We start from the raw sequence: 12,496 nt of genomic DNA, 5'->3' as shown, positions 1-12,496 counted from the left end.
AGCTAACTTATCCGGTGGCTTCGAGCACCTCCACCTACTTTCAGGTTATAAATTTTATATTATAAAATCTTACAAATCCTTCTCCCCTATTTTTTCAATTTCAATAGAAGGTTTATTGACATGCTCTTTCACGAATTTCTTTTCCAGAAGCTGATAAACGCCATAAACCACCGCAATGGAAATAACCCAGCTGATCAGATTCACAAAAGAAACACCTGCATAATCCACTCCATCCACAGAAGCGGGATCTGTAATTCCTTTATAAATTCCGTAAGAAAAGCCGAATACGAGCTGAGCTCCCAGATACACGACAATAGCCAAAAGCCCGTAGTGCCATTTTGTTTTCCCGAATCTTTCGGCCAGTTGTGCGTAATAACGGTACGCTCCGATAAGAATAAAAATTGATAGCATAATTTGTGTTTTTATTGATTTAAAATTTTACTAAGGATTAAGACCCATTTTCTTTTGATTCAAATTCATAACCTACATCCACAAGATACAACCCATGTCCCGGCGCTGAAGTTCCGGCAGCATTACGGTTTTTATCCTCAATGATCTTTCTCAGCTCTTCAGGCTTTATTTTACCGCTTCCTATTTCTACCATCGTTCCCACAATTGCGCGGACCATATTTCTCAGAAAACGGTTCGCTGAAACCGTAAATTTAAGTTCTGTTCCGTTCTGCTCCCATTCTGCTTTGTACATTTTGCAGATGTTGGTTTTATTATCGGTCTTCAATTTGGCAAAACTTGTAAAATCCTCATATTCAAACAGAATCTTACAGGCTTCATTCATAGGAGCAATATCCAGTTTTCTTTTCCAGTGCTGCCATGCAGATTCCTGGGTGAACGGATTTTTCGCGAGGGAAATATAATATTCGTAGGTTCTGTACGTCGCATCGAAGCGGGCATGAAAATCAGCTCTCACCTGGAATATTCTTTTGACCGCAATATCAGGCGGCAGAAAACTGTTCAGTTTATGAGGAAGATTCACCTCATCTACTGCTTTTTCCGTATCGAAGTGGGCAAATATTTTTTTGGCGTGAACACCCGTGTCCGTCCGTCCGGCACCCGTAGTTTTGATGTCTTCCCTTAAAATGGTGGAAAGCGCTTTTTCAAGTTCTTCCTGCACGGAAATAGCGTCCGGCTGTATCTGATAACCGAAATAATTTTTTCCGTTGTAAGAAAATTCAATAAAGTATCTCAATGTAATAAAGTAACTCCACAAAAATACTTTAATTTAATGAAAAGTCTTTGAGAATATTATATAAAATCCTTATGAAAATCCCTATTTTTGCAAACGTATGAAAAGATGGTACCTATATCCTTTTTCCCTCGGTTATCATTTGGCAACGGGTATCCGAAACACAATGTATGATCTGGGAGTATTTAAGACAACCAAGTTTAAAACTCCGATAATCAATGTCGGAAATCTTTCTGTAGGCGGAAGCGGAAAATCGCCTATGGTGATGTATCTTGCCCAATATCTGTCCAAACATTACAGGACGGGGGTTCTCTCACGCGGTTACGGCAGACTTACAAAAGGTTATGAAGTAACGAATTACGACAGCAATTATAAAATTGTGGGCGATGAGGCCATGCAGCTTTTTGAACGCTTCAAAAACCGTTTCGTCATTGCCGTTTCGGAGGAAAGAGTTCCCGGAGCCAAAAAAGTAATAGAAGATATGGATCTGGATGTTCTGGTTCTGGACGATGCTTTACAGCACAGAGCCATTAAAGCGGGATTCAATATTCTGATGACCGATTTTAATGATCCTTATTTTAAAGACCACCTTCTTCCGGCCGGAGATCTGCGGGAATCCAGAAACGGTTCCAAAAGAGCAGATATCATCATGGTCAGCAAATGTCCTGATGAGCTTACCGAAGAAACCAAACGATACTACATTTCAAGGATAAGACCTTCCCATAACCAGAAAGTATTCTTTTCATCCATCGGTTATGACGAAAATGTGTACGGAAAAGATAAAATGCTTCCGGACAACAACCTGAACTACTACGACATCCTTCTGATCACGGGAATTGCCAATCCGAAGCCTCTTCTTGAGCATCTGGCTAAATTTTCGCAGCGTGTGAAGCATTTAAAATTCAGGGACCATCATAATTTCACCGATGATGATATCAAAAAAATCACGGCGGAATATAAAAAATTAGGGGAATACAAACTGATCCTGACCACGGAGAAAGATTATGTGCGTCTGAAAACTTTTGACTATCTTAGAGAAATTGTTTACTACTGGCCTATCAATGTCATTATTGATAAGAAAGAAGAATTCAATGAAATCATCCTGGATTATGTTAGAAAAAATTAAGCAGACCGCCGATTTTATTAAAAATATCATCAAAGAAGTTCCTGATTTTGCCATTGTTCTGGGATCCGGGCTGGGAAAACTGCAGGATGAGGTAGAAGCCATTCACGTTTTAGAATATCCTGAAATTCCCAATTTTCCACAAACGACCGTTGCAGGACACGGAGGAAAATTAATTTACGGAATCCTGGAAGGAAAAAAGGTTCTGATGATGAGCGGACGTTTCCATTACTACGAAGGCCACTCTATGGAAACCGTGACTTTTCCGATCAGGGTTTTCCATCTGCTGGGTATTAAAAACCTTATTCTTTCCAATGCATGCGGCGGTGTGAACCCTGCGTACAGCGTTGCCGATATCGTTATTTTAAAAGACCATATCAATATGATGCCTGAGCACCCGCTTCGTGGTAAAAATATTGAGTCGTTCGGGCCGCGTTTTGTGGATATGAGCGAACCTTACAACAAAAAAATGATTGAAACCGCGGAAAAAGCAGCGGCTGAAAACCATATTAAAATTCATCAGGGCGTTTATGTTGCCCTGCAGGGACCTACTTTCGAAACTCCGGCAGAATATGGAATGATCAAAGCTATTGGTGGTGATATGGTAGGAATGAGTACCGTTCCTGAAGTCATTGTTGCCAGACATATGAGTATGGATGTTTTCTGTATCTCCGTGATTACAGATCTGGGCGGGCCGGATATTGCCCTCGCCGTTTCCCATGAAGAAGTTCTTAATGCCGCCAATAAAGCCATGCCGAATGTGATTGCTGTGGTAAAAGGTTTGGTTAAAAACTATTCATAGATCTTTATAGAATTTTTCAATTCATAAATTTTTCCTAATTCATAAAAAATCGGTTTCCAATTGCATTTCATTGTTTAGATTTGTATAAATGAAATTGAAAGAATGAAAAAGTTAGCATTAATTCTTACGATAAGTATTTTTGGACTGGGCTATTCACAGCAGCAGCCCAAAGTGCTTAAAACCGGTTTTTCCAAAGAAGCCCTGGTACAGAAGCTGGAGAATGAAGAAGGAAAAAGCGTTACTATTCAGCAGATTCTTGATGAGCATAAAGGAAAAGTTCTAGTGATTGATTTCTGGGCCGGATGGTGCAGAGACTGTTTGAAAGCCCTTCCAAAAGCTGAAGAGCTTGAAAGAAACAATCCCAATGTAGATTTTGTCTTCCTTTCCCTTGAAAGATCAAAAGAAGGTTTTGATAAAAGCCTGGACCGGTTCCATATGAAGGACAAGGATAATTACTGGTTTGCATCAGGCTGGAAAAATGATTTCAACAATTATATTGATCTGAACTGGATTCCGAGATATATGGTGGTGGATCAGAAATCTTCTATTGCAAAATACTACGCCATTTCACCGGAGGATCCGGAAATTCAGGAAACCATCAATCATCTTTTACAATAATGATCACCAGAGAAGCTACTGAACAGGATATTGAGATCCTTTTAGAATTTGAACAGGGAATTGTGACTGCGGAAAGGCCATTTAACAGCACGCTCATTGATGGAGAGATCCATTATTATGATCTGCTTCAACTGATCAAATCAGAAGATGCCTTCGTACTGGTTGCAGAAGAAAATAATGAAATCGTAGCCTCCGGTTATGCAAAGATTAAAACACCGGACAATAACTACTCGAATTTTGACCGTTATGCCTATCTGGGTTTTATGTTTGTAAAGCCGGAGCACAGAGGTAAAGGAATCAATAAAGCGGTTCTTGATGAACTGATCAGCTGGGCAGCATCCAAAGATATCTCAGAAATCAGGCTTGATGTGTATTCCGAAAATGAATCTGCAGTTAAAGCTTATGAAAAAGCCGGTTTTGAGTCTCTGCTCGTTACGATGAGAATGAAAATATAAAGTAGTCAGGAAGCCGGAAGTTAGAAGAGGGAAGTTATTATAGCCCGAAAGTTTAGCTATAGTATATTTTTATTATCTTTTTAAACCAGATCAGATAAATGTCAAGGTGACTGCTTAAAATTTATTGGCCAACAGTAACTTCCAGCCTCCATCTCCCATCCTATAAAACCTGGGCTAATAATTTATTTCAAAATAAAGGAATCCATATCTTTGCGGTATGGATTCTTCTTTTCCCACCCGCAAAATTATTCATGTTGATATGGATGCATTTTATGCTTCCGTGGAACAGCATGATGATCCTTCACTTAAGGGGAAACCTATTGCTGTAGGCGGAGAACACCGTGGTGTGGTTTCTGCGGCAAGTTATGAAGCCCGAAAATATGGTGTCCGCTCTGCGATGCCCAGTAAAACGGCAAAGGAAAAATGTCCGCATCTTATTTTTGTGCCGCCCCGTTTTGCACGTTATAAAGAAATATCAAAACAGATCCGTGAAATTTTCCATGAATATACAGATCTTGTGGAGCCTCTTTCCCTGGATGAAGCGTATCTGGATGTTACCGAAAATAAAAAAGATATAGAATCTGCCAATCAGATTGCGAAAGAAATCCGTCAGAAAATATTTGAACAGACCGGATTGACCGCTTCAGCTGGAATTTCCGTGAATAAATTTCTGGCCAAGGTAGCTTCGGACATCAATAAACCGAATGGCCAGAAAACGATCCATCCGGATAGAATTGAAGGATTTTTAGAAGAACTTCCTGTCGAAAAATTTTACGGTGTAGGGAAAGTTACAGCTAACAAAATGTTTAGTTTAGGAATTTATAAAGGAAAAGATTTAAAGAAAAAATCCCTGGAAGAATTGGTCCGGCTTTTTGGGAAATCCGGCGCCTATTATTACAATGTTGTCAGGGGCATTCATAATTCTGAAGTGAAACCTCATCGTATCCAGAAAAGTGTGGCCGTGGAAAGAACTTTTTTTGAGGATCTTTTTGATGACCAGGCAATCAATGAAAAACTGGAGCATCTGAGTCAGGAGCTCCATCAGCGGCTGCAAAAGAATAATATTTCAGGAAGAGCTTTAACTTTAAAAATTAAATATAAAGATTTCTCTCTTTTTACCAGAAGCTTTACAAAAGAAGAATATTTCACTTCTGCCGAACAATATTTCAATACCGGGAAAAAACTCTGGGAGCTCAGACCGTTCGACAAACCTGTACGGCTGTTGGGACTGTCCCTATCCCACCTCAACACAGAGGAAAAAAAGCAGGTTTCAATTCAACTAAAGATTCCGTTCGAAGAGTTTGAAAATCAATAGGTGAAAAAAATTCACTATCTTGTAGGAAACCTACCAAATCACACCCTATGAATGTAACGATGATTCAATTTTTCCACTGGTATTCTGAAGGAGATGGAAAGTTATGGAAAGAAGCAGAAAAGCAGGCGCCCCATCTTGCGGAATTAGGAATCACCTCTGTTTGGTTTCCACCGGCTTACAAAGGGACCAATGGAGGCTACTCAGTAGGGTATGATGCCTATGACCTGTATGATCTTGGAGAGTTTGACCAGAAAGGAATCTTACCTACAAAATATGGGACAAAAAATGATTATCTGAACGCTATTAAAGCTTTAAAAAAACAACAGATGGAAATCATCGTTGATATTGTTCTGGGTCATAAAGCCGGCGGTGATGAGCTGGAAAAATTTAACGCCGTAAAAGTAGACGAAAATAATAGGGAAAAGATCATCTCTGATGTGATTGAAATAGAATCCTACACGAAATTTACCTTTCCCGGAAGAGGAAAAAAGTATTCGGATTTTGAATGGAACTTCAACTGTTTCAGCGGAGTGGATTATGCGGAAGGGATGGATTCCCACATTTTCAAAATACAGTCTGAGTACGGTAATGACTGGGAAGAGATGATCGATGATGAGAAAGGAAATTACGATTATCTCATGTACAACGATATCGAGCACCGTAATCCTTTTGTACGTGAAGAACTGAACAACTGGGCAGAATGGTACTTCAACCTGACAGATTTTGATGGCGTAAGACTGGACGCCTTAAAACATATTTCATTTGATTTTTATAAGGAATGGCTTACGATGCTCCGTTCCAATTCCGGAAAAAATATTTTCGCAGTGGGAGAATATTGGGCGCCGGGACAGCTGAATCTTCTCCAGAAATACATTGAGGTAACAGAAGGCTGTATGAGCCTTTTCGACAGTTCGCTGCAGAATAATTTTCATACTGCTTCCAGGGAAGGCGATTCTTATGACCTCAGAAGAATTTTTGACGAAACACTTACCCAGGCAGATCCCATGCATTCTGTAAGTCTTGTGGAAAACCATGATACCCAGCCCTTGCAGGATCTTGAAGCTCCGGTAGAAGCATGGTTCAAACCTATGGCTTATGCCCTGATCCTTCTTCGTGAAAACGGCTATCCATGTGTGTTTTATCCTGACCTTTATGGTGCCCATTATGTGGATAAAGACCGGGAAGGTAATGACCAGGAAATTTTCCTTGAAAAAGTAGATGGTATAGAAGAACTTCTCAAAGCAAGAAAAGATCATGCCTATGGAATGCAGAGGGATTATTTCGAGGATGCCAACTGTTTGGGCTGGACACGCGAAGGGGATGAAGAACATTCCGGATGTGCTGTAGTTTTAAGCAATAAAGAAGCTTACAGTAAACCTATGGAAATAGGGAAACGCTATGCAGGTCAAAATTTTACAGACCTGCTTAAAAGATCTAAGGAAAAAATATTGATCGATGAAAACGGATGGGGAGATTTCCCGGTTCCGGCAGGAAATGTAAGTGTTTGGATTCCTGAATAAGAGGCTATAGAATACTGAAAATTATAATAAAAAAGCATACATGTTCATGGATCAAGTATGCTTTCTGTTCTTTAGACCAATATTGATCGTTTAGCAGTGAATGTATCTGCAGTTCCAGATATCGCTTGCCCATTCGCAGCAGAAGCCGTCTTCGTTGGAAGTACAGCATACCCTGTCGCGGATAGGTCCTGCTCCTTTTACACTTTTAAGCTCCTTTCTGTCGATTTTTCTCAGCGGCGTTGAAGATGTTGTTTTCATAATGGTATTTTTTATAGTTTAGCTATTAAATATACATAAATTATTACAACAACCGGTGAATTAAAAACACGAAATACGCATTCAAATCTATTTATTGCACCATTTAAATATCTATTGAAGTATTTGTCAATCAGATTGATTTACAAAACAATTTTCTGAAGTTTCAGGATTTCCGGTCTTTCAGAATCATCGGAAATACTTCCGTTTCTGGCAAATTCTGCCCACAATGCCCTTAATTTTTTTCCGTTTTCTTCAATATAAGTCCAGGGAATATTTTTCAACATTTCAGAGGATTTCCAGGCAGATTCATTTCCGAAAATCAAGGGAAGATCTATGCAGTGCGGCGCACCGATCGTGCTGTTATTTGTTCCGGAGTGAATTCTGAACAGGTAAACATTTCCTCCAGCTTGAGCGTAATTTTCCGCGAAGACCTTTGCAGGAGCTCCATAGATAAATTCAGTCGTTTTTTCAACAGTTTTATCCATAATTCTTAATCCTAAGCCTGTTCCGAAATATGTATTCAAAGCTTCTGAAGTTTTGAGATAGAACGCTGTTTCATCATTATTCAAGCCAATCAGGACATCATATTTTCCGGCATTAGCTTTCCATTTTTCTACCGACTCCTCTTCTCTGCACAAAGGTGGAAATCCGTACTGAATTCCAAACGGCATTGCGGCTTTCAATCCATATTTAAAAATAGACGGTACCAACTTCCTGTAATCATCCATCATTTTTAAAACATCAGACTCATCTTTCAGCCTTTCTGTTTTCCACAAAAATTCCTGAGCCATTTTCTGTCTTTTATGGCGTAATCCCAAAGGAGCACTTTGAATAATTAGTCTTTGAAACAGACCTTCCACTCCTTCGGAAATCATCAGATGGGCAATAGCATCGCCACCGGAAGACTGTCCGAAAAGAGTAATATTTTCAGCATCACCTCCGAATTCCCGGATGTAGGTTTTGATCCACTTTAAAGCTTCTATAATATCCAAAAGGCCTAAGTTGGGCGGTCTGTTTCTGTCACCTCCCAGAAACCCGAAAAGTCCGAGCCTGTAGGAAACGGTAACGACTATAATCCGCTGTTCTTTCACCCAATCGCCGGGATCGGAAGTGGGAAGATCTCCACATCCTATTTCATGAGACCCTCCATGAATCCAGACGACAACGGGAAGCTTTTCATTTTCTGTAAAATTTTCGGGACGGATAACGGAAAGATATTGTGTGGATTCTTCCGGATCAAAACTTTCTATATGAGTGGGCCCGATCATTTTTTCCACCAAAGGACTAATGACCTGCGGACAGACGGGTGTTTTATCCGGTAAAATCAACTCTGTGGGAGAAGGCGGTTCTGGAACAGGTTTCCGGAATCTTTCGGAGCGGGCATACCGGATGCTTTTGGCTTTGATGACGCCATTCTCTTTCAATGCAATGATTTTCCCAAAGGAAGTCTGAAAAACATAGGTTGCAGTCTGCGAAACTGTCATTTTAAAAACTTTGAAAATTTTGTATAATAAAATTAATTCAGTTTTTTGAAATGAGAAAATTTAAACACGAATATCACTAATTTTTAACACTAATATTCACAAATGGATTTGGATAAAATTGTGGTATTTGTGAAAATATTTGTGCTATCTGTGTTTTTAAATGGAAAGCTTATAGAACACAAATGACACTAATTTCCTGCACTAATGTCACAAATCATCATGGATAAAAAATTGTAGTATTTGTGAAAATATTTATGCTGTTTGTGTTTTTAAATGGAAAGTTTATTGAACACAAATGACACTAATTTCCTGCACTAATTTCACAAATCATCATAGATAAAATTGTGGTATTTGTGAAAATATTTGTGTTGTTTGTGTTTAAAATAATTAGTTTAAGGTTTTGTATTCGCTTGGAGAAACACCTACTTTAGCTTTGAATAATCTTGTGAAATGCTGCGGATACTTAAATCCAAGATTGTAGGAAATTTCACTGATGGATTTTGCCGGATTCAGGATCTGTTCTTTTGCAGCATCGATCAGTTTGTTATGAATAAATTCCTGTGCGGAAACTCCCAGTTCTTTTTTAATCAGATCTCCGAAATAATTGGCAGAGAGGTTTAGTTTTTCTGCAAAATAATTAACCATAGGAAAACCAATATTTTTGGGATTGTCAGATTTAAAATAATCATCCACCAGGTTTTCAAATTTCCCGATCACACCCTGATTGACATGATCTCTGGTAATAAACTGACGGTCGTAGAAACGCATACAGTAATTTAAAAACAACTCAATATTATTTACAATTAATGATTTGCTGTGCTTATCAATAGACTGTTCAAGCTCAAGTTTGATATTTTTAAAGCATTCGAGAACAATTTCTCTTTCTTTTTCTGAAAGATGCAGCGCTTCATGAACATCATAGGAAAAGAAGCTGTAGTCTTTTATATTTTTACCGAGATTGGTTCCTTTGATCAGATCAGGGTGAAAGATTAAGGCATGGCCCGCCGGCTGAATCCACTTTCCTTTATTGTAAATGCCATACGTTTGACCAGGTGCAATAAAAACCAATGTTCCTTCCTGATAATCATAACTGTTTTTTCCGTAAAACATATCTCCACACATCACATCTTTCAAAAAAACAGTATAAAAACCAAACGTTCTTTTATGCTGACAAATAGGATCAGATTTTGAAAAATCAATTACACTCACCAAAGGATGCAGGGTTTCATGATTGGCCATTTTATTGTATTCCGAGACGCTATTATAAATTTCAACTTCCTGATTTTCCATTGACTGTCTTTTTAATCTTATTCAAAATTACCACTTTCCGGCGGACCTTGTGCAGGGTCTGTAAAATTGGTAAGTATTTCGGTAATCTGTATAAGTTGTGTTTATCTAAAAGTATCGACTTTTGTACTGTTATGGAAACATTCAATACAAACATTTTTCCAAAAGGAGAAAAGGCTCCGGAAGCTTATTTCTCAGGAGGAACAGCCTGGGTCCGGATTTTAAAACCCAACGAAGATGATCTGAACTGTCAGATCGCGAATGTTATTTTTGAGCCGGGCTGCAGAAATAACTGGCATTCTCACGGCGGCGGCCAGATTTTAATCGTAACTTCAGGAACAGGATTTTATCAGGAAAAAGGAAAGCCTGCACAGGTTTTACATGCCGGAGATGTGGTGAATATCCTTCCTGATGTCATCCACTGGCATGGCGCAGGTCCGGATCGTGAATTCACTCATATCGCTATGAATCCCAATACTCAAAACGGAATTATAGAATGGCTGGAGCCTGTAAGTGATGAGGAATACAATAATTTATAAGTAAATGAAACTTAATTAACTTAAATCAAATAAACCAAACCAATGAGCACATTAACAGTAAAAGCCTACGGAGCCGAGTCTACCACGGCAGATCTGAAGGAAATGAACATCGAAAGAAGAGCAACTACTCCCAAAGACGTAGAGATTGAAATTCTATATTGCGGGGTATGCCACTCTGACCTTCATACGGCAAGAAACGACTGGGGCGGATCTTTGTATCCTGTAGTTCCGGGCCATGAGATTGTGGGGAGAATTACCCATGTAGGAAGTGAAGTTTCGAAATTTAAAGTCGGCGATCTTGCAGCCGTAGGATGCATGGTAGATTCATGCGGACACTGCGACAGCTGTAAAGAAGATCTTGAACAATACTGCCTGAACGGATTTACAGGAACTTACAATGGGAAAGACAAGCATTTAGGAGGTCATACTTTCGGAGGATATTCCCAGAAAGTAGTTGTGGATGAACACTTTGTTTTAAGCGTACCGGAAAATCTTGATCTTGCTGCTGTAGCACCGCTTCTTTGCGCCGGTATTACCACATGGTCACCATTGAGACACTGGAACGTAGGACCGAACTCTAAAGTTGCAGTTGTAGGACTAGGAGGATTAGGACATATGGCCATCAAACTGGCAAAAGGTTTGGGAGCTGAAGTGACTTTATTTTCAAGAACTCCGGGAAAAACGGAAGATGCCAAACAACTGGGCGCAGATCACGTTATTATTTCTACCGATGATTCACAAATGGATACGGTGAAGGGGAAATTCGACCTGATTATTGATACGGTTCCTTATGAACATGATATCAATCCTTATATGCAGACCATCAGTCTGAACGGAACTCTGGTTCTTGTAGGGTTCGTAGGGGAATTCCAGAATGCTGAAGTAAGCACCCGCCCTATGATTTTCCAACGCCGTTCTGTAGCAGGATCGTTAATCGGCGGAATTGCTGAAACACAGGAGCTGCTGGATTTCTGCGGAAAACATAATATTGTTTCGGATATTGAACTGATCAAAATGCAGGACATCAACCATGCGTATGAAAGAATGCTTAAAAGTGATGTGAAATACCGTTTTGTGATTGATATGCAATCTTTGTAATACTTCGTATATTTTAACTTAAAGGCTGTCTTCGGGCAGTCTTTTTTGTTTCTTGTTTTTTATGTTTTGGCTAAAGCCAATGGGGGAATTTAAAATTTGGATAATGGAATGCATTTTTAATCTGGGTGAATGGGCTAAAGCCCATTCCTATTGAATATATTGGCCGGATAATGAAATTTTTGTAATAGGGAATTATTGAATCTTTTTTTAATGAATAAGGTTCATTTGAATACGAACGAATGGGCTAAAGCCCATTTCTATTGAATAGATCAGGGTGCAGAAGAAATATTTGTGTAATGTAAATCATGGTGTTTATTATAAAAACATTAAACATTAAACATTAAACATTAAACATTAAACATTAAACATTAAACATTAAACATTAAACATTAAACATTAAACATATAAAAAAATCATTTCTTCCCTTTCATATCAAGGAAAGCCCATTCGGCCATTGCATCAATTACCGGGGCTAATTTGAGGCCTGCCTCACTCAGTTCGTAGGTAACATGCGGGGGAACCACCGGTTTGGCTGTTCTGATAATGAGCCCGTCAGCCTCCAGTTGCTTCAGGTGCTGGATCAGCATTTTTTCTGTGACTTCCGGGATGGCTCTTTTCAATTCACTGTATCTCTTCTCCCCTGTGGAAAGATTAAACAGGATAATGGGTTTCCAAAAACCACCTATTTTTTCCATCACATACATTACGGGACATTGTTCCAGTATGTTTCTTCTGTTCTGCTGAATGGTAGAGCTTTCTTTAATGGCTGTCATAATACATACTTTAGGGTAAGTAC

14 protein-coding genes are annotated in these 12,496 nt (G+C 39.1%); 8 read left to right on the top strand and 6 right to left on the bottom strand.

The window, feature by feature from the left end; all coding sequences use genetic code 11:
- Positions 1 to 69: 69 nt before the first annotated feature.
- On the bottom strand, positions 70 to 411 hold the full coding sequence (locus JET18_RS01210) for a hypothetical protein (RefSeq protein WP_202088632.1): 342 nt from the start codon (positions 409 to 411) through the stop codon (positions 70 to 72).
- Between the two features lie 37 nt (positions 412 to 448).
- A complete protein-coding gene (gene truA, locus JET18_RS01205) occupies positions 449 to 1,204 on the bottom strand; it encodes a tRNA pseudouridine(38-40) synthase TruA (protein ID WP_202088630.1) in 756 nt (251 codons plus the stop codon).
- A gap of 97 nt (positions 1,205 to 1,301) precedes the next feature.
- Here truA and lpxK point away from each other — a divergent pair, with 97 nt between their 5' ends.
- From lpxK to JET18_RS01175, 6 genes are all read left to right on the top strand, one after another.
- Positions 1,302 to 2,327: a tetraacyldisaccharide 4'-kinase gene (gene lpxK, locus JET18_RS01200; protein ID WP_202088629.1), complete on the top strand. Its 1,026-nt coding sequence runs from the start codon at positions 1,302 to 1,304 to the stop codon at positions 2,325 to 2,327.
- Positions 2,311 to 3,126, top strand: coding sequence for a purine-nucleoside phosphorylase (locus JET18_RS01195; protein WP_202088627.1), 816 nt, complete (start codon positions 2,311 to 2,313; stop codon positions 3,124 to 3,126). The genes lpxK and JET18_RS01195 overlap by 17 nt, the downstream gene beginning before the upstream one ends.
- Before the next feature lie 102 nt (positions 3,127 to 3,228).
- Complete coding sequence (locus tag JET18_RS01190) at positions 3,229 to 3,744, top strand: TlpA family protein disulfide reductase (RefSeq protein ID WP_202088625.1); 516 nt, start codon at positions 3,229 to 3,231, stop codon at positions 3,742 to 3,744.
- Entirely contained in the window at positions 3,744 to 4,199 is a 456-nt protein-coding gene (locus JET18_RS01185; RefSeq protein ID WP_202088623.1) for a GNAT family N-acetyltransferase, read from the top strand. The genes JET18_RS01190 and JET18_RS01185 overlap by 1 nt, the downstream gene beginning before the upstream one ends.
- A 217-nt stretch (positions 4,200 to 4,416) precedes the next feature.
- Positions 4,417 to 5,514, top strand: a complete 1,098-nt coding sequence (gene dinB, locus JET18_RS01180; protein WP_202088621.1) for a DNA polymerase IV — start codon at positions 4,417 to 4,419, stop codon at positions 5,512 to 5,514.
- Between the two features lie 47 nt (positions 5,515 to 5,561).
- Entirely contained in the window at positions 5,562 to 7,034 is a 1,473-nt protein-coding gene (locus JET18_RS01175) for an alpha-amylase (RefSeq protein WP_202088613.1), read from the top strand.
- A gap of 90 nt (positions 7,035 to 7,124) precedes the next feature.
- On the opposite strand, the gene JET18_RS01170 is transcribed toward JET18_RS01175, so the two are convergent.
- The 3 genes from JET18_RS01170 to JET18_RS01160 form a co-directional block, all read right to left on the bottom strand.
- The gene (locus JET18_RS01170) at positions 7,125 to 7,292 is read right to left on the bottom strand and encodes a hypothetical protein (protein WP_202088611.1); all 168 of its coding nucleotides are present in this window, start codon (positions 7,290 to 7,292) and stop codon (positions 7,125 to 7,127) included.
- 140 nt (positions 7,293 to 7,432) lie between these two features.
- The gene (locus JET18_RS01165) at positions 7,433 to 8,776 is read right to left on the bottom strand and encodes a carboxylesterase family protein (protein WP_202088609.1); all 1,344 of its coding nucleotides are present in this window, start codon (positions 8,774 to 8,776) and stop codon (positions 7,433 to 7,435) included.
- A 387-nt stretch (positions 8,777 to 9,163) separates the two neighbouring features.
- Positions 9,164 to 10,066, bottom strand: a complete 903-nt coding sequence (locus JET18_RS01160; protein WP_202088607.1) for a helix-turn-helix domain-containing protein — start codon at positions 10,064 to 10,066, stop codon at positions 9,164 to 9,166.
- Between the two features lie 131 nt (positions 10,067 to 10,197).
- On the opposite strand from JET18_RS01160, the gene JET18_RS01155 reads away from it, so the two are divergent.
- Both JET18_RS01155 and JET18_RS01150 read left to right on the top strand, forming a co-directional pair.
- Entirely contained in the window at positions 10,198 to 10,602 is a 405-nt protein-coding gene (locus JET18_RS01155) for a cupin domain-containing protein (RefSeq protein ID WP_202088605.1), read from the top strand.
- 42 nt (positions 10,603 to 10,644) lie between these two features.
- Positions 10,645 to 11,700, top strand: coding sequence for an NAD(P)-dependent alcohol dehydrogenase (locus JET18_RS01150; protein WP_202088603.1), 1,056 nt, complete (start codon positions 10,645 to 10,647; stop codon positions 11,698 to 11,700).
- A 413-nt stretch (positions 11,701 to 12,113) separates the two neighbouring features.
- Here the strand turns inward: JET18_RS01150 and JET18_RS01145 are convergent, their stop codons facing one another.
- Positions 12,114 to 12,473, bottom strand: a complete 360-nt coding sequence (locus tag JET18_RS01145) for a winged helix-turn-helix transcriptional regulator (protein WP_202088601.1) — start codon at positions 12,471 to 12,473, stop codon at positions 12,114 to 12,116.
- Positions 12,474 to 12,496 lie beyond the last annotated feature (23 nt).

This window comes from Chryseobacterium endalhagicum (assembly GCF_016745235.1).
GTDB lineage: Bacteria > Bacteroidota > Bacteroidia > Flavobacteriales > Weeksellaceae > Chryseobacterium > Chryseobacterium endalhagicum.
This window is presented reverse-complemented; position numbering and strand designations above follow the sequence as displayed.